General features: G+C 72.5%; 21 protein-coding genes. 13 read left to right on the forward strand and 8 right to left on the reverse strand.

Translation table 11 applies throughout. From position 1 onward, the window contains the following. Window position 1 precedes the first annotated feature (1 nt). Together GA0074692_RS28735 and GA0074692_RS28740 are read left to right on the forward strand one after the other, a co-directional pair. Entirely contained in the window at window positions 2-1,555 is a 1,554-nt protein-coding gene (locus GA0074692_RS28735; RefSeq protein ID WP_091649982.1) for a fused MFS/spermidine synthase, read from the forward strand. Between the two features lie 112 nt (window positions 1,556-1,667). After that, complete coding sequence (locus GA0074692_RS28740) at window positions 1,668-3,434, forward strand: serine/threonine-protein kinase (protein ID WP_091649986.1); 1,767 nt, start codon at window positions 1,668-1,670, stop codon at window positions 3,432-3,434. 44 nt (window positions 3,435-3,478) lie between these two features. Here GA0074692_RS28740 and GA0074692_RS28745 read toward each other — a convergent pair whose 3' ends face one another. Together GA0074692_RS28745 and GA0074692_RS28750 are read right to left on the reverse strand one after the other, a co-directional pair. Continuing rightward, window positions 3,479-4,156 carry a potassium channel family protein gene (locus GA0074692_RS28745; protein ID WP_091649992.1) on the reverse strand — a complete coding sequence of 226 codons (678 nt, stop codon included), beginning with the start codon at window positions 4,154-4,156 and terminating at the stop codon, window positions 3,479-3,481. Then, window positions 4,146-5,528 (reverse strand): TrkH family potassium uptake protein, encoded by a 1,383-nt coding sequence (locus tag GA0074692_RS28750; RefSeq protein WP_091649994.1) that lies wholly within the window; start codon window positions 5,526-5,528, stop codon window positions 4,146-4,148. The genes GA0074692_RS28745 and GA0074692_RS28750 overlap by 11 nt, the downstream gene beginning before the upstream one ends. A gap of 94 nt (window positions 5,529-5,622) precedes the next feature. Between GA0074692_RS28750 and GA0074692_RS28755 the strand changes: the two genes are divergently transcribed. Further along, window positions 5,623-6,747 (forward strand): glycerophosphodiester phosphodiesterase, encoded by a 1,125-nt coding sequence (locus GA0074692_RS28755; protein ID WP_091649999.1) that lies wholly within the window; start codon window positions 5,623-5,625, stop codon window positions 6,745-6,747. Between the two features lie 125 nt (window positions 6,748-6,872). On the opposite strand, the gene GA0074692_RS28760 is transcribed toward GA0074692_RS28755, so the two are convergent. The 3 genes from GA0074692_RS28760 to GA0074692_RS36770 all read right to left on the reverse strand — a co-directional run bounded on the left by GA0074692_RS28760 (window position 6,873) and on the right by GA0074692_RS36770 (window position 9,770). Next, window positions 6,873-7,400, reverse strand: coding sequence for a SigE family RNA polymerase sigma factor (locus GA0074692_RS28760; RefSeq protein WP_091650002.1), 528 nt, complete (start codon window positions 7,398-7,400; stop codon window positions 6,873-6,875). Continuing rightward, window positions 7,400-8,512, reverse strand: a complete 1,113-nt coding sequence (locus GA0074692_RS28765; protein ID WP_091650005.1) for a hypothetical protein — start codon at window positions 8,510-8,512, stop codon at window positions 7,400-7,402. Before GA0074692_RS28765 ends, GA0074692_RS28760 begins: the two co-directional genes overlap by 1 nt. A gap of 589 nt (window positions 8,513-9,101) precedes the next feature. Next, window positions 9,102-9,770: a GntR family transcriptional regulator gene (locus GA0074692_RS36770; RefSeq protein WP_342672856.1), complete on the reverse strand. Its 669-nt coding sequence runs from the start codon at window positions 9,768-9,770 to the stop codon at window positions 9,102-9,104. Between GA0074692_RS36770 and GA0074692_RS28775 the strand changes: the two genes are divergently transcribed. The 7 genes from GA0074692_RS28775 (at window position 9,762) to GA0074692_RS28805 (ending at window position 15,378) form a co-directional block, all read left to right on the forward strand. Continuing rightward, window positions 9,762-10,109: a DivIVA domain-containing protein gene (locus GA0074692_RS28775; protein WP_245730501.1), complete on the forward strand. Its 348-nt coding sequence runs from the start codon at window positions 9,762-9,764 to the stop codon at window positions 10,107-10,109. The genes GA0074692_RS36770 and GA0074692_RS28775 overlap by 9 nt on opposite strands. 65 nt (window positions 10,110-10,174) lie before the next feature. Next, window positions 10,175-10,438: a hypothetical protein gene (locus GA0074692_RS28780; protein WP_091654246.1), complete on the forward strand. Its 264-nt coding sequence runs from the start codon at window positions 10,175-10,177 to the stop codon at window positions 10,436-10,438. Between the two features lie 199 nt (window positions 10,439-10,637). Then, complete coding sequence (locus GA0074692_RS28785) at window positions 10,638-11,843, forward strand: substrate-binding domain-containing protein (RefSeq protein ID WP_091650011.1); 1,206 nt, start codon at window positions 10,638-10,640, stop codon at window positions 11,841-11,843. Between the two features lie 7 nt (window positions 11,844-11,850). Then, window positions 11,851-12,594, forward strand: a complete 744-nt coding sequence (locus GA0074692_RS28790) for an ABC transporter ATP-binding protein (RefSeq protein ID WP_091650014.1) — start codon at window positions 11,851-11,853, stop codon at window positions 12,592-12,594. Then, entirely contained in the window at window positions 12,591-13,364 is a 774-nt protein-coding gene (locus tag GA0074692_RS28795; RefSeq protein WP_091650017.1) for an ABC transporter ATP-binding protein, read from the forward strand. Before GA0074692_RS28790 ends, GA0074692_RS28795 begins: the two co-directional genes overlap by 4 nt. Continuing rightward, a complete protein-coding gene (locus tag GA0074692_RS28800; protein ID WP_091650020.1) occupies window positions 13,364-14,254 on the forward strand; it encodes a branched-chain amino acid ABC transporter permease in 891 nt (296 codons plus the stop codon). The genes GA0074692_RS28795 and GA0074692_RS28800 overlap by 1 nt, the downstream gene beginning before the upstream one ends. Next, window positions 14,251-15,378 carry a branched-chain amino acid ABC transporter permease gene (locus GA0074692_RS28805; protein WP_342672857.1) on the forward strand — a complete coding sequence of 376 codons (1,128 nt, stop codon included), beginning with the start codon at window positions 14,251-14,253 and terminating at the stop codon, window positions 15,376-15,378. The genes GA0074692_RS28800 and GA0074692_RS28805 overlap by 4 nt, the downstream gene beginning before the upstream one ends. A gap of 86 nt (window positions 15,379-15,464) precedes the next feature. Here the strand turns inward: GA0074692_RS28805 and GA0074692_RS28810 are convergent, their stop codons facing one another. Further along, window positions 15,465-16,280 (reverse strand): hypothetical protein, encoded by an 816-nt coding sequence (locus GA0074692_RS28810; RefSeq protein WP_141725434.1) that lies wholly within the window; start codon window positions 16,278-16,280, stop codon window positions 15,465-15,467. Between the two features lie 151 nt (window positions 16,281-16,431). Between GA0074692_RS28810 and GA0074692_RS28815 the strand changes: the two genes are divergently transcribed. The 3 genes from GA0074692_RS28815 (at window position 16,432) to GA0074692_RS28825 (ending at window position 21,615) form a co-directional block, all read left to right on the forward strand. Continuing rightward, on the forward strand, window positions 16,432-18,255 hold the full coding sequence (locus GA0074692_RS28815; RefSeq protein ID WP_245730502.1) for an AfsR/SARP family transcriptional regulator: 1,824 nt from the start codon (window positions 16,432-16,434) through the stop codon (window positions 18,253-18,255). Window positions 18,256-18,334: 79 nt separating this feature from the next. Next, window positions 18,335-20,518, forward strand: coding sequence for a RecQ family ATP-dependent DNA helicase (locus GA0074692_RS28820; RefSeq protein ID WP_091650031.1), 2,184 nt, complete (start codon window positions 18,335-18,337; stop codon window positions 20,516-20,518). A gap of 194 nt (window positions 20,519-20,712) precedes the next feature. Further along, window positions 20,713-21,615 (forward strand): hypothetical protein, encoded by a 903-nt coding sequence (locus GA0074692_RS28825; protein WP_091650036.1) that lies wholly within the window; start codon window positions 20,713-20,715, stop codon window positions 21,613-21,615. A 16-nt stretch (window positions 21,616-21,631) separates the two neighbouring features. On the opposite strand, the gene GA0074692_RS28830 is transcribed toward GA0074692_RS28825, so the two are convergent. Together GA0074692_RS28830 and GA0074692_RS28835 are read right to left on the reverse strand one after the other, a co-directional pair. Further along, the gene (locus GA0074692_RS28830) at window positions 21,632-22,048 is read right to left on the reverse strand and encodes a helix-turn-helix domain-containing protein (protein ID WP_091650039.1); all 417 of its coding nucleotides are present in this window, start codon (window positions 22,046-22,048) and stop codon (window positions 21,632-21,634) included. Window positions 22,049-22,208: 160 nt separating this feature from the next. Further along, entirely contained in the window at window positions 22,209-23,363 is a 1,155-nt protein-coding gene (locus GA0074692_RS28835) for a class I SAM-dependent methyltransferase (protein ID WP_091650043.1), read from the reverse strand. Between the last annotated feature and the right edge of the window lie 85 nt (window positions 23,364-23,448).

Below are 23,448 nucleotides of genomic sequence, written 5' to 3' on the forward strand. Positions count from 1 at the left end.
GGTGAGCTCCCCGAAGTCCCCCGTCGACGTCGATGTCACGCCGCCGGAGCCGGTCCCGGTCCGCGCCCTGCCGAACGGCCTCGCCGCGTTTCTGGTCTTCTTCTCCAGCGGGGCCGTCCTGGTGCTGGAGACCGTGGCGCTGCGCCTGGTCGGCCCGTACGTCGGGGTCACCCTCCAGGTCACCAGCTCGGTGATCGGGATCGCGCTGGCCGCCATCGCGTACGGGGCGTGGACCGGCGGTTGGCTCGCCGACCGCCGCGACCCGCGTCCCCTGCTCGGCCCGGCGCTGGTGCTGGCCGGCATCGCCACCGCGATCACCCTGCCGGTGGTCCGGTACGCCGGTGAGGTGCTGCGCGGCGGCGCGGCGAGCGCGATCCTGCTGCTCGTCGCGGCTGCCGTCTTCGTCCCGGCGGCGCTGCTGTCGGCAGTCAGTCCGCTGGTGGTGAAACTCCAGCTCGCCGATCTGCGCCGGACCGGGCAGGTGGTCGGGCGGCTCTCCGGGATCGGCACCCTCGGCGGCATCACCGCCACCCTGGCCACCGGGTTCGTGCTGGTGGCGACGCTGCCCAGCTCGGTCATCATGGTCGGTCTGGCGGTGGCGCTCGGCCTGACCGGGCTCATCCTCGGCGCGTACCTGTACCGGCAGGACCGCAGCAGGCTGCCCGGCCCGGCCCGCGCCCGGTCCGCGCTGGCGGTGCTCGGGCTGGCCGGGGCGGGCCTGGCCGCTGTCGCGCCGAACCCGTGCGACCTCGAGACCGCGTACCACTGCGCGTCGGTCGAGGCGGACGGCAGCCGGCCGACCGGCCGGACGCTGCTGCTCAACTCGGCCCAGCACTCCTACGTCGACCTCGCCGACCCGACGCACCTGGAGTTCGAGTACACCCAGTGGATCGGGGCGGTCGCCGACGTGGTGGCCCCGACCGGGCACCGCCTGGACGCGCTGCACGTCGGCGGGGGCGGGTTCACCATGCCCCGCTACCTGGCCGCCACCCGACCCGGCACGGACAACCTGGTCTTCGAGATCGACGGGGGACTGGTCGACCTGGGTCGGGCGGAGCTGGGGCTGCGGACCGGACCGGAGATGCGCGCCGAGGTCGGCGACGCCCGGATGCTGGTCGCCGGGGAGCCCGCCGCCAGTCGGGACCTCGTGGTGGGAGACGCCTTCGGACACCTGGTGGTGCCGTGGCACCTGGCGACCCGGGAGATGGCCGCCGAGATCCATCGAGTGCTCCGTCCCGGCGGCATCTACGTGCAGAACGTCATCGACTACCCGCCGCTGCGGTTCGTCCGCGCCGAGACGGCCACCGTCGCCGCCGAGTTCCGGCACGTGGCGCTGGTCGCGCCGCCGGCCGCGCTGGCCGGTGAGTACGGTGCCAACTTCCTCATCGTCGCCTCGGACGCGCCGCTGCCGTTGGCCGCCGTCGGGGAGCGGCTCGGCACGCTCGACGCGCCGACCCGGCTGCTGTCCGGTGCCGACCTGACCGCGTTCGTTGATGACGCGCTGGTGCTGACCGACGACTACGCCCCGGTCGACCAGCTTCTCGCCACCGCCTGAACGCGTCGGGCGGCATCGCCCAGGGTACCGTCGCCATTCCGTTCGGTGACGGTGCTGACCGATTTTGCCGGGGTTGGTGTAACCGTTCGTCCCCTCGGGCAACAGATCTGCCATGGGTGGGGTCAGGAACGACGCGCAACTGCTCGGGGACCGGTACCGGCTGATCGAACAACTCGGCGCAGGCGGCATGTCCGTGGTCTGGCGGGGCTACGACGAGGTGCTCGGCCGCCAGGTGGCGGTCAAGGTGCTCGCGTCCCGGCTGGCCAGCGACCGGGCCTTCCGGCACCGGATCCGCACCGAGGCGCAGGCCGCCGCCCGGCTGGTCCACCCGCACATCACCAACGTCTACGACTACGGCGAGTCGGAGCAGGTCGGCCTGACCGTGCCGTACGTGGTCATGGAACTGGTCGACGGCCCGCCGCTGACCGCCCGGCTCGGCCGGGACCAGCACCTGCCGTGGCGGGAGGCGGTGACCGTCGCCGCCGAGACGGCCTCCGCCCTCTCCGTCGCGCACGCCCGGGGTGTGGTGCACCGGGACGTCACTCCGGGGAACATCATGCTCACCCCGACCGGGGTGAAGGTCGTCGACTTCGGTATCTCCGCCCTGGTCGGCGAGAGCGAGAAGGACCCGGACGGCACCCTGCTCGGTACCCCGGCGTACCTCGCGCCGGAGCGGCTGGAGGACGGCCAGGTCTCCCCGGCCACCGACGTGTACGCGCTCGGCCTGCTGCTGTACCGGATGCTGACCGGCCGGCTGCCCTGGCGGGCGAGCACCACCACCCAGATGCTCCGCGCCCACGTGCACACCGACCCCAAACCGATGCCACCGGTGCCCGGCCTCCCCGACGACGTATCCGAACTGGTGCACCGCTGCCTGGCGAAGCGGCCCGAGGACCGGCCGAGCACGGTCGAGCTGGCCCGTACCCTCGCCGAGGCGGCCGGGCTGGCCGCCGCCGTACCCGTGTCGCCGGCCGGTCCGGCCGACCATGCGCTGCTGGCGACCGCGAACACCACGATCCTGCCCTGGTCGGCGGCGACCGACGCGCTGCCGCTGTCGGTCAGCCGGGGGCGGCGCGCGGCGGGCCGGCGACGGCGGCACGCGCAGGCCGGCGCGGTGGCGGCCGGCCTGCTCGCGGTGACCGGCGTGGTGTGGGGGATGAGCGCGCAGCGACCGGCGAGCGGCGACCAGGTGAGCCCGGACGAGGCCCGGATAGGGCTGGATCGCCCGGCCCCCTGCACGGTCGACTACGCGCTGCGCCGCGACGACGGCCGGACCTTCACCGCCGACGTGACCCTGACCAACACGGGCTCGGCGGAGCTGCGGGACTGGACGATGAGCTTCACGCTGCCCGGCGACCAGACGGTCGCCGGCTCGGACCCGACCGTGGTCCGGCAGGAGGGGCAGACGGTCGAGGTCCGGCCGGCCGCCGGACGGACGACGCTGGCGCCCGGCGCCGCCGAGAAGATCGCCCTGACCGGCCGGTACGGCGGCGCGAACCCGCTGCCGGTGCGGTTCCAACTCGGCACGGAGACCTGCGAGGTTCAGGTCGCCGGGGTGGCCGGCAGTTCACCCACACCCCCGCCGGCCCAGGCTGCCGGGACCGGCGGCGGCACGAACCGGACCAGCGGATCCGGCACGAACACGACCCCCCGGGACTCCGGTGACCACGACAGCAAGGGCAAGGACAAAGGCAAGGGGAAGGACAAGGACAAGGACGGTGAGGGAAAAAAAGACGAGACTCCCGAGCCGACGCCCCCGGTAGAGGATCCGACTCCGGATCCGGAGCCAACTCCAAGCGTAACCCCAAGTCCCGATGACACCGGTGGCGACGACGGCGGTGGCGACGACGACGGCGGGGAGGACCCGGTCGAGGAGTGAGGCCCCGTAGGAGTGGGCGATGTACGTCGAGCCCTGGACGGACCTCAGGTCATCCCGGCGAAGCGTTGCACCTGGTCGATGGTGCCCTCCACGATCAGCAGGGAACCCTCGCTGAGCACCGTGCCAGGTGTGACGTACTCGTACCGCTTTCCGGGCGGCTTCGCGCCGACGACCATGACGCCGTAGCGGGCGGCCGGCGCCACCTCGGCCAGCGTGCGGCCGACCAGGGGCGGTGGCACCCGGACCTTGGCGATGGCGAAGTCGTCGCCGAACCCGATGAAGTCGAGCATGTTGCTGACGAGCAGGTGGGCGACCCGCTCCCCGGTCTCCGCCTCGGGGAAGACCACGTGCTGCGCGCCGATCGCGGACAGAATCCGGGCGTGTTTCCGGGAGGTGGCGCGGGCCCAGATCGGCGACCCGCCGACCTCGATGAGCGCGAGGACGGTGAGGATGCTCGCCTCCACCGCCGCGCCGATGCACACGACCACCCGCTCGTAGTCGGCGATGCCGAGCTGGCGCAGCGCGGCCTCGTCGGTCGCGTCGGCCTGCACCACCCGGTCCAGCGCGGACGACCACCGCTGCACCGTCTGCGGATCCCGGTCGATGGCGAGCACCTCGTGGCCGAGCTGGGTCAGGGTCGTGGCCAGGTACGTGCCGAACCGGCCCAGCCCGACCACCACGACGCCGTGGCCCTTCGCGTCGGGGTTCCGTCTAGCCGACAATGGGTTGCTCCTCCGGGTACCGGTACAGCCGTCTACGGGTGTTCAACGCGATCGCCGACCCGAGGGTGAGGGTGCCGACCCGCCCGATGTACATGAGGACGATCAGGGTGAGCTGCCCGGCGGGTGGGAGCGTCGGCGCGACCCCGGTGGAGAGCCCGGTGGTGCTGAACGCCGAGGTCACCTCGAACAACGCACGGTCGTAGCCCACCCCCTCGGTCAGCAGGATCAGCGTCACCGTGCCGGCCACCACCAGCGCCACGCTGAGCAGGGCCACGGTGATCGCCTGACGCTGGCTCGCGGTGGCCGCGCGGCGGTGTCCGATCGTCACGTCCGGTTCGCCCCGCAACTCGGCCCAGATGGCGAAGGCCAGCAGGAAGAAGGTGGCCACCTTGATGCCCCCGGCGGTGCTGGCGCTGCCGCCGCCGATGAACATCAGGGCGATCAGCAGGGGGTAGCTCGCCTCCTCCAACGTGGTGATGTCCAGCGTGTTGAACCCGCCGGTGCGGATGAACGCGTCCTGGGTGAAGGCGGCCAGCGCCTTGCCCTCCCAGCCGACCGGGCCGAGCGTGCGGGGGTTGCCCCACTCGACGGCCAGCAGGACGACGAAGGCGCCTGCCAGCAGCACCAGGCTGCCCCAGACGGTCAGCTTGGTGCTGATCGTCCAGCGGCCCGGTCGTCGCCAGCTCCGGGTGGCCTCGAAGAGCGCGGGAAAGCCGAGCGCCCCGATGATCGAACCGAACGCCAGTGGCAGCGTGACCCACCCGTCGTGTGCGAAGCCGACCAGGTTGTCCGGGTACAGGGAGAAGCCGCCGTTGTTGAACGCCTGGACGGCGTGGAAGAAGCCGTGCCAGAGGGCCCGGCCGGGTGAGTAACCGTAGGACACGACGAAGCGGATCGTCAGGATCGTGGTGATCACGGCCTCGCAGACCAGCATGGTGAGGCCGATCCTGAGCAGCAACCGGCGTACGTCACCGATGCCGAACTCGGCTGTCTCCGCCTGCACCAGCAGCCGGGTGCGCAGCCCCAGTTGCCGGGCCACCACCAGGATGACCAGGGTGCCGCCGGTGAGGATGCCCAGCCCGCCGACCTGTGTCAGGACGGTGATCATCACCAGTCCGAACGGGGTCCAGTAGGCCGGGGTGTCGACCACGACCATGCCGGTGACCGAGATCGCCGAGGTGGCGGTGAAGAGGGCGGTGACGAAGGGGGTGTACCGGTGCTCCTCCGTCGCCGGGGGCAGCATCAGCGCGCCCGTGCCGAGCAGGATCGCGACCAGGAAACCGATGGGCACGATCCGCACGGGGTGACGGAAGAACCGGCGCACCAGCCAATCTTCGTGGCCGACCCGGCTCCCGGGTGCGGAAACGCCCATCCCGACATTCACCTGCCGGTCAGTCGGAGACCACCTCCCGGTCGCCGGCTGCCGCTTGGCTGATGGCGATTCCTCTCGATGACAGGAGACGGCGTTGCGACGTACCCTTTCCGCTCTCGGTGTGGCCGGCGCGCTGCTCACGGTCGCGGTGGCCGTGCCCACCGTCACGGCCGTCGGCGCCGAAGAGGCGCAGGCCCGCCCGGACCGGTCGCGGGCCACCGATCGGCCGGTGGTGGTCGCCCACCGCGGCGCCAGCGGCTACCGGCCCGAGCACACCCTGGAGGCGTACCGCCTGGCGATCCGGATGGGCGCGGACTACATCGAGCCGGACCTCGTCCCGACCAAGGACGGCGTGCTCGTCGCCCGGCACGAGAACGAGATCTCCGGGACGACCGACGTGTCGGGGCACCCCGAGTTCGCCGCCCGGAAGACCACCAAGACCATCGAAGGCGTCGCGGTGACCGGCTGGTTCACCGAGGACTTCACCCTCGCCGAGCTGAAGACGCTGCGGGCCAAGGAGCGGCTGCCGCAGGTCCGGGTCTCCAACACCGCGTACGACGGCCAGTTCGAGGTGCCCACCCTCCAGGAGGTCATCGACCTGGCCCGTGAGGAGGGCAAGAAGCGGGGCCGGGTGATCGGCGTCGCCCCGGAGACCAAGCACCCCACCTACTTCGCCTCCATCGGTCTGCCGCTGGAGGAGCCGCTGGTCGAGGTGCTCCAGGCCAACAAGCTGACCAAGCCCAGCTCGCCGGTGGTCATCCAGTCCTTCGAGACGGCGAACCTGCGTGAGCTGGACAAGGTCATCGACGTCAAGCTGGCCCAGCTCCTCGACGCCTCCGGCCGCCCGTACGACTTCCGGGTCGCCGGGGACCCGCGCACCTACGCCGACCTGGCCAAGCCGGCGGGCCTGCGCTGGATCGCCGGGTACGCCGACATCGTCAGCGCGCAGAAGAACCTGATCGTGCCCCGGGACGCGACCGGCAAGCTGCTCGCGCCGACCACCATCGTCCAGGACGGGCACCGGGAGAAGCTGGAAGTTTACGCCTGGACGTTCCGCGCGGAGAACCAGTTCCTCGCCGTCGACCACCGGATCGGCACCGACCCGAACGCCCGGGGCGACATCATCGCCGAGTACGAGCTGTTCTTCCAGCTCGGCCTGGACGGCATCTTCTCCGACCACCCGGACACCGCCGTCGCCGCCCGCGCCGGCCTGTCCTGACCCGTCCGATCCGTCTTTCCTCCTGCTGGCCCGTCCGATCCGACTTTCCTCCTGCTGGCCCGCCACCCGACCGCCCGGGTGGCGGGCCAGCCCCCGTTGACAGGAGCGCCGGACCGGCTGACCCGTCAGTCCACCCGGGCGGGTTCGAACAGCTCGGCCAGGGGCCCGTCGAGCCGTCGCAGGCTGGCGATCGCCCGGCTGGCCCGGCTCTTCACCGTTCCCGTCGAGCAGCCCAACAGCTCGGCGATCTCCTGTTCGCGCATCTCCGCCCAGTACCGCAGGACCAGCACCACGCGCTGCCGGGCGGGGAGCGCACGGAGCGCGGCGAGCACCAGGCGGGCGGTGTCCCGCGGCTCGTACGGGTCTTCGGTCAGCCGATCCGGCAGCTCCCCGGTGGGGATCTCCCGCCGCCACAGCCGCCGTCCGGCCCGCCAGGCCGCCCGCACCATCACCCGCCGGGTGTACGCCTCGGCGTCGCCGTCCGGGTGGAGCCGGTGCCAGGCCCGGTACGTCTTGACCAGCGCCTCCTGTGCCAGGTCCTCGCCGTGCCCGTGGTCGCCGGTGAGCAGCGTGCCGTGCCGCACCAGCGGGACGTACCGGGCGTTGACGAACTCGGCGAACCCCGGCGGCCCGGCGGTGGTGGCGGGGGGCATCAGCGCCCTCCCGGAGCGAGCAGGGCGCGGATCTCGGCGAGGAAGCCTTCGGGCAGCCAGACCCGGCCACCCATCGAGGAGGTGGCGAAAGCGCAGTCGTCGGTGCCGCTGATCGCCACCACCGCCTGCGGTGACCCGGAGGGGTACGTCAGCGTGAGCGCGGCCATGTCCCGGGCGGCCGGCTTCCAGGCCGGGGTCAGCGGCTTCGCCGGGGAGCAGGTCAGCTCGTCCTCGTCGACCGGCCGGTCCAGCTCACGCAGCCGGCTCAGCACCTTTGCGACGGCGGCCGCGTCGCTGGAGTCGATCCGGTCGTGCCCCCGTTGGCCGAGCTGGGCGGTCGGTGCGGCCTCCGGCAGCACCAGGCGGCCGGGCTTCTCCGTCGCGCTGTGGATCGACGCCACGAACGGGTCCAACTCCGTCGGTGTCATCTCGACCGTGAGCCCCGCGCCCGACCAGGGCATCTCCACGTTGAAGGCAGCCCAGCGGCCTCGCTCGGCCGCCGCGAGGTTGTCGACCTCGTTGTCGTCGAACCAGGCGGGCTGCCCGCCGGGCAGGACCACCTCGGTCAGACCCGAGCTGAAGGTCTGGGGCGGTAGGTTCGGCCGGCTGTACCAGGGTTGCCAGTGACGGACCATGACCATCGGCTGCGCGTCGCAGTCGCCACCAGGGCTGATGTTGACGTCGACCACGATCGACCGGGCGGGCACCTCGCAGTAGGTCAGCGGCCGGCTGACGTCCCGGTTGACCCGCCAGTCGGGCGGCACCGGCACGACCAGCCCGTTGACCCGTACCTGCTCGTCGTCTCCGATCTCGACCAGGAACGGACGAGGCGTGCCTTTGCCGCTGGTGGCGTCCGGCAGTGGGTCAGGGGCACGGCGGCCGCTCGGGCTGGCGGCCGGGGCGATCCCGGACGCGTCATCGGTCGACCAGCCGGTGGCGGCCAGACCGCCGCCGATGAGCAGCGCGACCGTCAGGACGCCGGCCAGTCCGGTGGTGACCTGGCGGCGGCGCGCGGCGGCACCGCGTCTCAGCACCTCCGGTACCGGGTCGACGCTGGTCGGGTGGGTGTCGGCGACCGCCGAATCCAGCAGTGCCCTGATCCGCTCCGTCATCGACGTCCTCCTCGTGCGGACGCGCCACCCCGTGTGGCCGCTCCACACGCCCAAAGGCACCGGGGCCGGAAGAGGGTTCCATGAGCGAACGCCCGACGCCGGCCATCGGCGACCGGGTCACGCACCGCGGGGCGGCGGTGGATCGACGGCCGGCCCGCGTCCGTACGTCACCGACCCCCACCACCCTGCGTCGGCGCGCGCTCGCGTCTGGGTTGGCCACGCTGAGCACAGTGCCGCCGTCAACCGCCGCCACCCTGCGTCGGCGCGTGCTCGCGTCTGGGCTTGCGTCCGCCCGCGTGTTTGTGTCGCTGGTCGACCGGCCCGGCGGTTCGCCCGCCCAGGCGGTTGACCAACTGGCGGCGCAGGCAGAGTTGTCCAGGAAGCAGAGTCGTCCGGGAAACAGCCCACTAGACGCCTTGGGGCAAATGCCACAAAGCCATCGGTGCTGGCCGCTGCTCCGGCTTATGGCCGCGCTCGGGCGCAGTTCGTCGCCGTTCCGGCCATAGCTACCCCTCGCGTGAGGTGAATCTTGGACACTTACCGTTCTCGGAGAACGGTAAGTGTCCAAGATTGCGGGTGGCCCGCCTGGTTACTGCGCCGGGCGCTCGGCGACGTACGTGCCTCGCCCTTGTTGACCGATGATCAGGTTGCGGTCGTGCAGGATCGCCAGGGCGCGGTAGACGGTGTTGTTGCTGACGCCGTAAGCCGAAGCGAGTTGGCTGGTTGAGGGCAGCTTGTCGCCGGGCTTGAGGTCGCCAGTCCGGATCTTCTCGACGATCTCGTCCACGATCAGGCGGAACGATGGCTGTGCTGTGGGCATGGTGAGGACTCCGGTTGGTTCGGCATCCCCGATCATGCCTGACCTACTCCAGTAGCTGCAATAAGTAACCCCATCGGCACGCTGGGCTAGACTCAGGCGAGTAAGTGGCGTAAGTTGCTGGGTGTCTGGCTCCGGTTGGTTCGGCAAAGCCTCGGAGTGGACAGCTGAGTGGGCTCCGGGGTCGTACCGCCGAGGAGGGATGCGGTCGCGGGGCCGGCGGCCCGGTCCGCATCCCCCTTCTGCGGACCGGGCCGCCTTCCACCGACGACGGGTACGGGAGGTGTCCGGATGGGATTTCTGGCGAGGCTGCTCCGACCGAGGAAGCGGCCGCGGCGCGATCAGCCACGGCACGCACAGCGTGAACAGGCACAGCACGAACAGATCCAGCAGGTGCAGCACGAACAGGTCCAGTGGGTCCAGCGTGAACAGGTGCGGCACGAACAGGTCCAGCGCGAACGGACGTGGCCCGCGCAGTCGCGGCGCGATCGGGCGTGGGGTGGGCAGGCGTCGCATGAGCGGCGGCGGGCGCCGAACGAGGGGTGGTACCGGTCGGCCGCCTGCCGGTCACTGACCGCCGGGCAGGTCCGCGAACGGCAGTTCCGCAGCGTGGGCCGAGGCGGCCTCGACCCGCTGGAGGTGTACGCCTTCCTGCACCGGGTCGCCGGTGAGTTGGCCACCGCCCGGCGCGAACTGACCTACACGACCGAGGAGAACGTCCGGATCAAGCGGGCGCTACGGAGTTGGCAGTCTCGATTCGCGCCGAGGGTGCACCGGTGAGCCGCGCCGGAGAGGAACCGGCTGACCAGCACGCCGACGCGCCGGTCGGCCGGGGTGGGGGTGCGCTGGCGGCGTGGGAACGGGAGCGCTTCGTGGTGCACCTGCCGGTGGTCGCCACCGACCTGGCCGCCGCGCTGCGCTTCGCCCGGTCGATCACCCGGGCGGTGGGCTTCCTCTCGGACATCGACCGGGGTGAGACGACGGTCTCCGCCGAGGACGCGCAGGGCGTACGGCACCGGGTCTTCTGCGACCGGTCGTACGCGCGGGGTCGGCGCTGCCCACGGCCGGCCCGCCACGACGGCGATTGTGGTGCCGAGCGACACCGGTAGGTGGCGGGCATCGACACGATGACCAGGGTCCCCGTGGCGTCACTGGCTATCGATTGGAAACACTGGAGTGACCAATTGTCATGACCGGCCACCTGATCGACGTTACTTGTGTGTTGCAGCCACATAGCCCGTGGGTGACGTCACTCCTAGCGTGAGCCGACAACGGATTTCTCTTCCTTCGTCCTCACGTGGAGTCGCAATGACGGTCCGGACGACCCGGCGCGCGGTCCTCGCCGCCGCCACCATGATGGCCGCGGCGGTCGCCGCGACCGCCTGTGGCAGCCCGCAGGACACCGCTTCCGGCGGCGGTGACGACGCCGCCCCGGTGAAGGTTGGTCTGGTGTACTCCCAGTCGGGAGCCCTGGCCACCTACGGCAAGCAGTACATCGAGGGATTCAAGGCCGGCCTGGACTTCGCCACCGACGGCACCGGCAAGGTCGACGGCCGGACCATCGAGATCACCGAGGTCGACGACGCCGGTGACCCGGCCAAGGCGGTGTCGGCGGCCAAGGACCTGATCGGCAAGGGGCACAAGATCCTCGCCGGGTCGACCGCCTCCGGGGTGGCGTTGCAGGTCGCCCCGATCGCCGCGCAGAACAAGGTTCTCTTCATCTCCGGGCCCGCCGCCACCGACGCGGTGACCGGCGCGAACCGGTACACCTTCCGGTCCGGCCGGCAGTCGTACCAGGACGTGGTGACCGCGAAGTCGTTCATCGGCGACCCGACCGGCAAGAAGGTCGTGGTCTTCGCCCAGGACGGCGCGTTCGGTGACGCCAACGAGGCCGCCGTCAAGGCCGTGATCGGTGGCGCCGGCGCGACCGTGAGCAGCGTCCGGGCCCCGGCCAGCGCGACCGACTTCACCCCGTTCGCCAGCCAGATCACCGCCGCCAAGCCGGACCTGCTCTTCGTCGCCTGGGCCGGCACCACCGCCCCGGCGATGTGGCAGACCCTCGACCAGCAGGGCGTGCTGACCTCCACCACGGTCGTCACCGGTCTCGACATCCGCGCCTCCTGGGCGACCTTCGGCGCGGCCGGCACCAAGGTCTCATTCCTGTCGCACTACTTCGACGGGGCCAGCGACACCGAGGCGGCCAAGGCGCTCAAGGCCAAGGTCACGGGCGGGGCGCTCGACCTGTTCCACCCGGACGGCTTCGCCGCCGCCCAGATGGTGGTCCGCGCGGTCGCCGAAGGTGGCGACGACGTGGAGAAGATGATCACCGGCCTTGAGGGCTGGAGCTTCGACGGGGTCAAGGGCAAGATGACCATCCGCAAGGAGGACCACGCCCTGCTCCAGCCGATGTACCAGGCCAAGCTGTCCGGCAGCGGCACCACCTTCACCGCGGCCGCGCAGAAGAGCCTCACCGCCGACGAGACCGCGCCGCCCGTCGTGGCGATGAAGGGCTGATCCGACGATGCTCGCCACCCGCGGTCTGACCTGGCGGATCGGTGAGGTCGCCATCGTCGACGACGTGCACCTCGAACTCGCACCCGGGGAGTTCCTCGGCGTGATCGGGCCGAACGGCGCCGGCAAGACCTCACTGTTCAACCTGATCACCGGCCTGCGCCGTCCCACCGCCGGGGCGGTCCTGCTGGACGGGAAGGACATCAGCGCCCTCCCGCCGCACCGGCGGGCCCGGCTCGGGCTGGGACGCACCTTCCAGGCGTCCTCGGTCTTCGGCTCGCTGAGCGTGCAGGAGAACGTGCGGCTCGCCGTCCAGGCGCACCGCGGGGGTTCGATGAAGCTGTGGCGGCGGGCGGTGACCGACCGGGAGGTGGTCGCCGCCGCCGACGCGGCGCTCGACCGGGTCGGCCTCACCCACCGGGGTACGGCGCTCGCCGGCACACTCGCCCACGGCGAGAAGCGCAAGCTGGAGATCGCCCTGCTGCTCGCCGGGGAACCCCGGGTGATGCTGCTGGACGAGCCGATGGCCGGCGTCAGCGCCGAGGACGTCCCCGAGTTGGTCAGCGTGATCAAGTCGCTGACCGGGGAGAGCGGCCGGGCGGTGCTCATGGTCGAGCACCACATGGACGTGATCCTGGAGCTGGCCGACCGGATCGCCGTGATGCACCACGGCGCGCTGCTGGCCTGCGACACCCCGGAGACGGTGATGGCCAACGCCACCGTCCAGGAGGCCTACCTGGGGGAGTCCCTATGACCGCGATCCTGACTGTCGAGGACCTGTCGGTGCGGATCGCCGGGTTGCACATCCTCCAAGGGGTGTCCTTCACCGTCGCCCCGACCGGGGTGACCGTGCTGCTCGGCCGCAACGGCGTCGGCAAGACCACCACGATCCGCGCGGTCGTCGGGCTCACCCCGGCCAACGGGGAGGTGACCGGCCGCGTCCGGATGGGGGAGCGGAGCCTGCTCGACCGCCCCACCCACCGGCTGGTCCGCGAGGGGCTCGGCTACGTGCCCGAGGACCGGTGCGTCTTCGCCGGCCTCACCGTCGCCGAGAACCTGCGGCTCGCCGAACGGCGCGGCACCACCCCGGCGTACGACCGGGTCTACTCCCTCTTCCCGGAGCTGGACCGGCGCGGACGCCAGCGGGCCGGCTCGCTCTCCGGTGGCCAGCAGCAGATGCTCGCCATCGGCCGGGTGCTGCTCAACGACAACCGGCTGCTCCTGGTTGACGAGCCGACCAAGGGGCTCGCCCCGAAGGTGGTGACCGAGGTGGCCGAGGTACTGGAACGGGTCGCCGAGACGGTGCCGGTTCTGCTCGTCGAGCAGAACCTCGCCGTGGTACGCCGGCTCGCCACCGACGCGGTGGTGATCGACGCCGGGCGGGTCGCCTGGAGCGGCAGTGCCCAGGACCTGCTCGCCGAGGCGGAGCTGACGAAGTCCCTGCTCGGCGTCGGCTCGGCCGAGACGTCGCACACCCCGGGCGCGGGCGGCGAAGCCGTGGGCGTCAGGAAGGAAAACGCCTGATGAGCACGATCGTGCTGCTGACCCTGACCGGGCTGGGGCTGTCCGCCCTCTACTTCCTGGTCGCCTCCGGGCTCTCCCTCGTCTTCGGCCTGGCCGACGTGCTCAACTTCGCGCACGGGCTCTTCCTCGGCGTCGGGGCGTACGCGACCTGGTGGGCGGCGGGGAACCTGCCCGGCGCCGGCCCCGACGGCTTCGGGTTCGTGGTGGCCGCCGGCTTCGGCGTGCTGGCCGGCGTGCTGGTCGCGGTGCTGGTGGAGCTGGTGCTGATCCGGCCGCTCTACTCCCGCACCATCGCGCAGGTGCTGGTCACCGTCGGCCTGTCGCTGGCCGGGGTGGCGCTGCTCCAGGCGGTGTGGGGCGCCGATCCGCGTCCGTTCCCCCGGCCGGAGTGGACCCGCCAGGTGACCTCGGTGTTCGGGGCGAAGGTGCCCAACGCCGGGCTGCTGCTGATCGTCGCGGCGGCGCTGGTGCTCGCCGGGCTGCTGGCCTTCCTCCGCTTCACCCGGTACGGCCTGGTGATCCGGGCCGGGGTGGAGAACCGGGAGATGGTCACCGCGCTCGGCATCGACGTGCGGAAGGCGTTCACCCTGGTCTTCGCGATCGGCGGGGCCGCCGCCGCGCTGGCCGGGGCGCTCGGCGGCATCTACTTCGGCTCGGTCTCGCCGGGGCAGGGTGGCTCGTTGCTGATCTTCGGCTTCATCGTGGTGGTGATCGGCGGGATGGGCTCGGTGGTCGGCTCCGCGTACGCGGCCGTCGCAGTCGGGCTGCTGCAACAGTTCGTCAACTACTACGGCACCTCCGGCCTCGGTGACGTCTGCGTCGTCGCGCTGCTGGCCGTGGTGCTGCTGCTCCGCCCGCAGGGCATCGCCGGAAAGGTGGCCACCGCATGACGAACTCCGTGGTCGACGACACCAGCGGCACCGCGCTCAAGACACCGACGCCCGTCCCGGCGGAGCCCCGCCCCACGGCGTGGCAGCGGCTGCGGCCGTTCCTGCCGCTGGTGGCGCTGGCGGTGGCGCTGATCGTGCCGTACTCAACGGTGCACCTGCCGGGGATCTTCGAGGGGCCGCTGAACTCGCCCGGCACCCTGCAACTGCTCGCCATCTGCCTGATCTTCGGTGGGCTGGCCGCCGGCTACGACCTGCTGTTCGGGCGGACCGGCATGCTCTCCTTCGGGCACGCGCTCTACTTCGCCGCCGGGGTGTACGGCACCGACATCCTGGTCACCCGGGCCGGGCTGCCGCTCTGGCTGGCGGCGGTGCTCGCGGTGACCGGCGGGACGACCCTCGCCGCGCTGCTCGGCGCGGTCGCGCTGCGGACCGTGGGGATCGCCTTCGCCATGGTCACCCTCGCCTTCGCCCAGGTCGGGGCGATCCTGGTGGCCCGCGACTTCGGCGGGCTGACCGGGGGCGAGGAGGGGCTGCCGCTGGACGTCTCCGGGCTGCCGGCGGCGCTGGTCGGCGTGACGAACACGGTCAACCTGTACTGGCTGGCGCTGGCGTACCTGGCGGTGGTCGTCGCCGTGGTGCACCGGGTCTCCGCCTCACCGACCGGGCGGGTGCTCGCCGGCCTGCGCGACGACGAGCGCCGGATCGGCGTGCTCGGGCTGGACCCGTACCGGTTCAAGCTGGTCGCGTTCACCCTGGCCGGCGGGCTGGCGACGGCCGGTGGGGTGGTCTACTGCCTGATCGTCGGCGGTGCCTCGCCGCACATCACCTCCAGCGAGCTGACGCTCTCCCTGCTGGTGATGGTGGTGCTCGGCGGACCGGGCACCCGCTGGGGGCCGGTGCTCGGCGGCATCCTCTACATGTACCTGGACCACCGGCTGACCGCCTTCGGCGCGTCCGAGGCGGTGAACTCGCTGCCCGGCTGGCTCAGCGGCCCGCTCTCCCAGCCGTTGTTCGTGCTCGGCACGGTCTTCATCCTGGCGGTCTACTTCTTCCCCGGTGGCCTCGCCACCCTGGCCACCCGCCTGGCCCCCCTCCGCGCCACCCTCACCCGCCGCCGAAGCTGACCCTCTCCCGCGAGGACGAGCAAGGGGGCGGCGGCCCCCCGTGTGGCCGCCGCCCCCTTGCCGTGTCAGCCGTTCAGCAACTCGTGTCAGCCGTTCAGCAACTCGTACGCCACGGACGGGGCGTCCTGGGCGGCGCTCCCGCTCGGCTCGGCGATCGCCGGAGCCGCGCCGTAGTCGGTGTAGCCGATCTCGTACGTCCAGGGCTTGCCTGACCCGCTCTTCGGCATCGCCAGGCTGAGCGAGGTCAGGTTGCCGTCCGCGTCGACCACCGCGGTGAACGGGATCTGCTTGGCCGCGTCCCCGAGGCCGGCCATCTCCTCTGCCTCCAGCACCTTCGCCGCCTCACCGGCGGTCAGGTCGACCGTGCCCGCGTACCGGCCGGTGCCCTCCTCGCGCACGTCGGTGGCCGCCTGGATCAGCGGACCGGCGTTGCCCACGTCCGCGCCGTCGTACTGCGGCACGCTCGCCGGGTCATCGAGTTTGGCCGGGTCCAGTTTCATCCACCGCTTCGGGAGCTTCGGCAGCCCGGTCAGTCCCTTCGTGCCGCTGAAGGCCACCTTCATCCAGAGCTCCTCGTCCAGCACGAGGAAGGACATCGTCATGGTGAAGCCCAGCTCCGGATCCTTCATCGAGGTGTCCAGCTGGATGCCCTTCGCGGTCGGGTCGACCAGCCCGGACACGTTGCTGGTCGAGTCCCTGCCCGTCAAGCGGAACGTCCCCTCGGTTCCGTCCGGCACGGAGGCGAGCAGGGCCTCCTTCGGGGTGGGGGCCGGGGACGACGGCGCCGCGGCCGGCCCGATCTCCGGCCCGCACCCGGCGACCAGGGAAGCCGTGGCCAGCAGGGCGGCGGCCGTGCCGGCCAGCCGTCGGGTCGTACCTGCGCTGCCGGTGTTGCGTGTCATCGGTTTCTCTTTCTCGCGTTCGTGGCGGTTGCCGATGACGATGCTGTGGGCCGCGACGGCCGGATCGTTGCGGTTATGCTGCCGTCCGACTGCCGGGCACTGCCGTCCGGTGCCGCGGGGGGTGTCAGGAGCGGAAACTCGCATGTCAGGAATGCTGCGTTTCGAGATCCTCGGGCCTCAGCGGGCCTGGTACGCCGACAGCGAGATCGACCTTGGCCCCGGTAAACAACGGGCGGTTCTGGCCGTACTGCTGCTCGCCGCCAACCGGGCGGTGCCGACCGGGCAGATCGTCGACGCCGTCTGGCCCGAGGAGCCACCCGCGAATGGCACCAACGTGGTGCAGAAGTACGTGGCCGGACTGCGTCGCGTGCTGGAGCCCGAACGGTCCCCGCGTAGCCCGGGTCAGGTGCTCACCCTGACCGACGCCGGGTACCTGCTCCGCGTCGACCCGGACGCCGTCGACTTCGTCCGCTTCGAGCGCGGCGTGCGGCGGGCGCGACGTTCCGTGGCGGAGGGGCGGCCGTCCACTGCCCTCGCGGAGCTGAAGGCGGCGCTGGATCTCTGGCGGGGGGAGCCGTTGAGCGGCTTCGCCGGACCGTCGTTCGAGGCCGCCCGCCAACGGCTGGTGGAGTTGCGCGCCGCCGCCCTGGAGGACCGGATCGGGCTGGAGCTGAATGCGGGTCGGCACCGGGAGATCGTCGGTGAGCTGGTCGAACTGGTCGTCGAGTTCCCGGTCCGCGAACGGCTGCGGCATCAGCTCATGCTCGCCCTCTACCGGAGCGGACGGCAGGCGGAGGCACTGGCCGCATACCGCGAGATCGGCGACCTGCTCCGCGAGGAACACGGCATCGAGCCGGGAGGCGCGCTCCAGGAGCTGCACGGCCGCATTCTGCGCTCCGACCCCACGCTGGCCCCGTCACCCTCGACGCCTCCAGCAGCTCCGGCCGCCGCTCCGGCCCCGGCTACCGTTCCGGCCCCGGCTGCCGCTCCGGCCCCGACTCCCGCCCCAGCCCCGACTCCGGCTGCCCCGGGCGAGCCACCCTCGTCGTCGGTCCGTCCGGCCCCGGCCGAGCCGCTTCCGGCGGCTCGTCCGGTGCCGGCCTCGCCCGCCGTCACCGTCGCGTCGGTTCCGGCCGCCACGCCGCCGTTCGCACCCGGGTACCCCACGGGGATGCCAGCGCCGTCCGCCCCGGGCTTCGGGACGGACAGGCCAGCGGTCCCGGGGTACGGCGACCGGCCCACCCTGCCGCCGATCCCGCCGCTGTCGCCGTCCAGGGCCAACCCCCGCAGGTCGCGCCCGCCCCTGTCCCGCTGGGTGAGCATCACCGCCACGGTCGCCGGCACGGCACTGGCCGCGCTGTCGTTCGGTTGCCTGACCTGGCTGGTGATCCTCGCGTACGCGATCTGGCGTCGGAGCTGGCGGCTCGGCGTGGCCGCCCTCGGCTACCTGGCGTTCAGCGTCGTGGTGATCTACCTGATGGAGCAGAATCCCGACGGCCCGGTGTCGGACGCCGAGGCGTTGTTCTTCATCGGGGCGGTCGCGGTCTGCGGCCTGCTCGGAGCGGTACACGTGGTGCTGCTCAGCCGGGGCGTGTGGGCGGCGCTCACCGGAACGTCGGCCAGCCGGAAGGCCGCCGACGACGAGCGCAGAATCCGGCGCGAACAGGCACGGTACCTGCTCTACCACTACCCGGCGGCGCGGCACGAGCTGCGTATCGGGCGGCCGGACCTGGCCCGGGACCACGACGACGGTGGTCTGGTCGACATCAACGCGGTGGCCGACCGGGTGATCGCCGGCCTGCCCGGCGTGACGGCGGCACAGGCCCAGCAGATCAGCACGGACCGGTGGTTGCGTGGGCCGTTCTCCTCGATGGAGGAGTTGGCCGGGCGCTGCCTGCTCCCACCGGCGCTGACCGACTCGCTCCGGGACGTCCTGGTCTTCCTCCCGCCGGCCGACCTGTCGGCCCGGCATTAGCCTCCTCCGTCCGCGAGTGGGACCCCTGCCCGGCGACAGCGACTCCGGGGTTACTCCTCGTACCTGGTAGAAAGGGCGGGTGCGGGAGGTGCGGGAGCGGGCCGAGGCGGTGCTGCGGCGGCTGGCCGGTGAGCACGCCCGGTTGCGCGAGGACCAGTGGCGGGCGATCGAGGCGCTCGTCGTGGACCGGCGGCGGGTGCTCTGCGTCCAGCGCACCGGCTGGGGCAAGTCGGCCGTCTACTTCGTCGCCACCGCCCTGCTACGCGGGCGGGACGCCGACACCGGCCTGGCCGGTGACGGCACCGAGACCGGCCCCACGGTGATCGTCTCGCCGCTGCTGGCGCTGATGCGCAACCAGGTGGAGGCGGCTGGGCGGGCCGGCATCCGGGCCCGCACCATCAACTCGGCGAACCTCGACGAGTGGGACGAGATCACCGCCGAGATCCACGCCGGCACCGTCGACGTACTGCTGATCAGCCCGGAACGCCTCAACAACCCGGACTTCCGGGACACGGTCCTGCCGAAGCTGGCCGCCACCACCGGTCTGCTCGTGGTGGACGAGGCGCACTGCGTCTCCGACTGGGGGCACGACTTCCGTCCCGACTACCGCCGGCTACGGACGTTCCTGGCGAACCTGCCGGCGCGGACCCCGGTGCTCGCCACCACGGCCACCGCAAACGCCAGGGTCACCGCCGACGTGGCCGAGCAACTCGACACCAGCCCGGCCGCCGACGAACAGCAGCCCGGCGGGGACCGGGGTGACGTGCTGGTGCTGCGGGGCGGCCTGGACCGGGAGTCGCTGCGGCTGGCCGTACTCGACCTGCCCAGCCCGGCGCACCGGCTCGGCTGGCTCGCCGACCACCTGGACCGCCTCCCCGGTTCGGGCATCGTCTACACGTTGACCGTGGCGGCGGCGGGGGAGACCGCCGAGTTCCTCCGCTCGCGCGGCTACCCGGTCGCGGCCTACACCGGCCAGGTCGACGACGCCGACCGGCGCGCCGCCGAACAGGACCTCCTCGACAACAAGATCAAGGCCCTGGTCGCCACCTCCGCGCTCGGCATGGGCTTCGACAAGCCCGACCTCGGCTTCGTCGTACACCTTGGCGCGCCACCCTCGCCGATCGCCTACTACCAGCAGGTGGGCCGCGCCGGCCGGGCGGTCGAGCACGCCGAGGTGCTGCTGTTGCCGGGTGCCGAGGACGCGGCGATCTGGCGGTACTTCGCCTCGCTCGCCTTCCCGCCGGAGGAGCAGGTCCGCTCGGTGCTGGCCGCGCTGCGTACCGACCGGCCGCTCTCCACCCAGGCCCTCGAACCCCTCGTCGACCTGCGCCGGGCCCGGCTGGAGCTGATGCTCAAGGTGCTCGACGTCGACGGCGCGGTCCGCCGGGTGCGCGGTGGCTGGCTCGCCACCGGCGAACCCTGGGTCTACGACGAGCCCCGGTTGCGCCGCGTCGCCCAGGCCCGCACCGCCGAGCAGCAGGCCATGCGCGAGTACGCGACCACGCCCGGCTGCCGGATGCGGTACCTGCGCGAGTGCCTGGACGACGGTACGGCCACCGACTGCGGCCGGTGCGACCGATGCGCTGGCCCGCTCTTCGACGCCACGGTGTCCGGGCCGGCGCTCGCCGGCGCGCAGGCGTTCCTCGGTCGCCCCGGCGTGGAGATCCCGCCGAAGAAGCTCTGGCCGACCGGGCTGGACGCGGTGGGCGTACCGCTGAAGGGGCGCATTCCCCCGGCGGAGCAGGCGCTGCCGGGGCGCGCGGTCGGACGCCTGTCCGACCTCGGGTGGGGCGGGCGGCTGCGGACCCTGGTGGGCCCGGACGCCGCCGACGTTCCGGTGCCGGACGACGTCGCGGCGGCCGTGGTCGAGGTGCTCAAGGCGTGGGCGCACGGCGCCGACCCCTGGCCCTGCCGTCCGGTCGGCGTGGTCGCGGTCGGTTCCCGGCGTCGCCCCCGGCTGGTCGGCTCGCTCGCCGAGCGGATCGCCGCGATCGGCCGACTGCCCCTGCTCGGGCAGGTCACGCCGACCGGCGTCGCCGGTCCGGACGGTCCGCGCGGCAACAGCGCCCAGCGGGTACGCGCGCTGCACGACGCCTTCGCCGTGCCGGACGACCTGGCCGCCGCGCTCGCCGGACTGGCCGGTCCGGTGCTGCTGGTGGACGACCTGGTCGACTCCGGCTGGACGGTGGCCCTGGTGGCACGGCTGTTGCGCCGCCACGGCGCGCCGGACGTCCTGCCGTTGGCCCTGGCCGTCGCCGGCTGACCCGGGCGGGCACCCAGGGCTGTGACCGGGCGGCACCCAGGGCTGTGGCAGGGCGGCACCCACGGCTGTGGCAGGGCGGCGCCTACGGCAACGGCCGGGGCGGGAAAGTTCCCGGACTAGGCGGAATGCGACCGTTACCACGCCGCCGCGGTGGCCGCCCGGTGACCGGTCCTTCCGACGGTACCGTAAACCGCATGAACGACCAGTTCCCCGTCAGCACGCTCCGGCTGGCGCTGGTGGTGGCCGGGCTGGTCATCTCGCTGATCGCCGGCTTCGGCATCGGCCGGCTCAACCCCCATCCGTCGACGGCAGCCGGGCTTTCCACGGCTGTCGACACCGACCACAGCCACCCGCCGGGCACCCTCGCGCACGAGCACCCCGACTCCGCGACGACGGAGGTCGGCGGCCTGGCCGTCACCTCGGCGGGGTACACCCTCGCCCCGCTGGGCGGGACGTTCACCGCCGGCCGGGCCGACGAGTTCCGCTTCCAGATCCGGGACCTGGGACAGCGGCCGGTGACCCGATTCGCGATCGTGCACGACAAGCCGTTGCACCTGATCGTGGTCCGCCGGGACCTCACCGGCTACCAGCACCTGCATCCGACGATGGCCGCCGACGGCACCTGGTCGGTGCCGCTGACCCTGCCGGAGCCGGGGATCTGGCGGGCGTACGCCGACTTCACCGCGCTGACCGCCGACGGCAGCCAGACCGCGGTGACCCTCGGGGTGGACCTGGTGGCCCCCGGCGCGTACACCCCCCGGGAACTGCCCCCGGCGGCCCGGACCGCGACGGTCGACCGGTTCACCGTCGACTTCCAGGGCGACCCCCGCATCGGCGTGAACGCGCCGTTGGCGTTCCGGGTGCGGGTCGGTGACAGTACGCCCACGCTGGAGCGTTACCTCGGCGCGTACGGGCACCTGGTGGTGCTCCGCGAGGGCGACCTCGGCTACCTGCACGTGCACCCGGAGACGGAACTGGCCGGGAACGCGGTGATGTTCCGGCTGACGGTGCCCGGCCCCGGCCGCTACCGGTTCTACCTCGACTTCCAGGTGGCCGGTGAGGTGCACACCGCCGAGTACACCGTGACGATGCCCTGAGGCACCGGCCGGAGCGTCAGCCGGCCCGGCGGGCGGGGCGTTGGGCGAGATACCGCAGCATGTCCCGGATCTGGTGCTTCTCCTCGGCCGCCACGGTCGGGTCGGCCAGCCGGTCGAGGATGATCCGGACGTCCGCCTCGACCGGGGCGTCGTCGACCCGCCGACTCGCCGTCGGGGCAGCGTCGGGCACGCCGAGCGCCCGGAACGCCGCCGCGACCGGCACGTCCAGGGCGGCGCAGAAACCACGCACCTTGGCCAGCTCGGGATAGTCCTGCCAGTCGCCGGCCAGCCAGCGGAAGACCGTGGAACGGCCCACCCCGGTGTGGGCGGCCAGGTCGGTGACGGTCCAGCCGTGCTGCTCGCGGGCATCGTCGATGGCCCGGCGGACGAAGCGCGCGAAGGCCATCTGTGGCGAAACCTCTGCGGAGCCCATGCTCGGATGTCCCTTTCCGGCCGGTTGCACCGGACGGTGCGCCTTCGAGGGTAATACCAGCGGCGGGGCGGGGGAGCGCCCGATTGCCCGGCTGGTCACCCCGCCGACGAGCCACCCCGGCGAGTGCCCCTCGACAGCCGTCACAACTGGCGCGGCCGGGTTACGCCGTGCCGTGGCCGTCGAGGAGGGTCTCCAGGCGGGGCGTGACCTGCCACTGGTCGACCAGGGCACGGTAGTCGGCGCGCTGCTCGTCGGTGGCCGCCGTCGAGGTACGGCGAGCGCGGATCAGCAGGTTCCGGGGGGTGTGGCGGGAGTCGACGAACTCCACCACCTCGGCCCGGTAGCCATGCGACCGCAGCAGCCCGGCCCGGAGCGCGTCGGTGAGCACGTCGGCGAAGCGTTCCCGCAGGATGCCCTGCCGGGTAAGCAACTCGTACGGGGCCGGGGCGGGTCGGGCGCGCAACTGCGCGGCGATGTCGTGGTGGCAGCACGGGGCGGCCAGCACCCACCGGGCACCCCACCGGACCGCCCGGGCCAGCGCCTCGTCGGTCGCCGTGTCGCAGGCGTGCAGCGCCAGCACCAGGTCGGGGGCCGGGTCGACCTCGGCGTCGAGGATGGTGCCGGCGACGAACCGGACCCGGTCGGCCCAGCCGAGCCGCTCGGCGAGCGCGGTGTTGCGCTGCCGCTGGTCCTCCCGGACGTCCACGCCGACGAGGTCCACGTCGATGCCACGTTGGGTCAGGTAGCGGTGCGCGGCGAAGGTCAGGTACGCGTTGCCGCAGCCCAGGTCGACCACGCGCAGCGGCCCGGTCAGTTCGTCGGGGAGGACGGCGGCGAGCGCGCGGAGGAAGGCGTCCACCTGGCGGCGCTTGGCGGCCGAGCCACCGATCTCGGCGAAGATCGGATCACCCGGGTCGAGCAGGTACTCCTTCTCCCGGTCGTGGCTGACCGATGCGGTGGCAGGTCGGGTGGCGGCGGCCCGGTGCACCTGCGCCTCGCCCGACTTGGTCACCCGGAGCTGGACGGTCGCCTCGGTGGTCTCCACGTGCCAGTTGCCGAACGGCTCGGCCAGCAGCGCGTCGACGGCCGCGTCCGCCTCGGGTCCGGGGGTGACGTTGCGGGTGTGCGGGCGACTGCCGTCGGAGGTGGCGATCTGGAGTCGGGGACCGGCCTTGAGAGTGACCGGCCGGAGTTCGGCGCGTACCACCGAGGGGCGCTGCCCACGGCGTCGTCCGGCTGCGACCGCCCTGGTCAGGGCGGGGTCGAGCAGCAGGGCCCGGAGGTCGGTGAGGGCGTCGTCCAGGGGTACGGGCATCGGTTCATCATCCTCGTCGGGCGGCCGGCCGGCGATCGGGGTGTCCGGCAGCGAAGCGAACGTCCCCCGTACCGATGGACCGGTA

Source organism: Micromonospora pallida, from assembly GCF_900090325.1.
GTDB classification, from domain to species: domain Bacteria; phylum Actinomycetota; class Actinomycetes; order Mycobacteriales; family Micromonosporaceae; genus Micromonospora; species Micromonospora pallida.

Bases quoted from the DNA above. Each gene is read 5' to 3' on its own strand.
- GA0074692_RS28825 (WP_091650036.1), top strand. From the start codon at position 20,713: ATGAACGACCAGTTCCCCGTCAGCACGCTCCGGCTGGCGCTGGTGGTG.
- GA0074692_RS28830 (WP_091650039.1), bottom strand. From the start codon at position 22,048: ATGGGCTCCGCAGAGGTTTCGCCACAGATGGCCTTCGCGCGCTTCGTC.
- GA0074692_RS28835 (WP_091650043.1), bottom strand. From the start codon at position 23,363: ATGCCCGTACCCCTGGACGACGCCCTCACCGACCTCCGGGCCCTGCTG.
- GA0074692_RS28785 (WP_091650011.1), top strand. From the start codon at position 10,638: ATGACGGTCCGGACGACCCGGCGCGCGGTCCTCGCCGCCGCCACCATG.
- GA0074692_RS28750 (WP_091649994.1), bottom strand. From the start codon at position 5,528: ATGGGCGTTTCCGCACCCGGGAGCCGGGTCGGCCACGAAGATTGGCTG.
- GA0074692_RS28740 (WP_091649986.1), top strand. From the start codon at position 1,668: ATGGGTGGGGTCAGGAACGACGCGCAACTGCTCGGGGACCGGTACCGG.
- GA0074692_RS28800 (WP_091650020.1), top strand. From the start codon at position 13,364: ATGAGCACGATCGTGCTGCTGACCCTGACCGGGCTGGGGCTGTCCGCC.
- GA0074692_RS28810 (WP_141725434.1), bottom strand. From the start codon at position 16,280: ATGACACGCAACACCGGCAGCGCAGGTACGACCCGACGGCTGGCCGGC.
- GA0074692_RS28805 (WP_342672857.1), top strand. From the start codon at position 14,251: ATGACGAACTCCGTGGTCGACGACACCAGCGGCACCGCGCTCAAGACA.
- GA0074692_RS28790 (WP_091650014.1), top strand. From the start codon at position 11,851: ATGCTCGCCACCCGCGGTCTGACCTGGCGGATCGGTGAGGTCGCCATC.
- GA0074692_RS28815 (WP_245730502.1), top strand. From the start codon at position 16,432: ATGCTGCGTTTCGAGATCCTCGGGCCTCAGCGGGCCTGGTACGCCGAC.
- GA0074692_RS28795 (WP_091650017.1), top strand. From the start codon at position 12,591: ATGACCGCGATCCTGACTGTCGAGGACCTGTCGGTGCGGATCGCCGGG.
- GA0074692_RS28760 (WP_091650002.1), bottom strand. From the start codon at position 7,400: ATGCCCCCCGCCACCACCGCCGGGCCGCCGGGGTTCGCCGAGTTCGTC.
- GA0074692_RS28765 (WP_091650005.1), bottom strand. From the start codon at position 8,512: ATGACGGAGCGGATCAGGGCACTGCTGGATTCGGCGGTCGCCGACACC.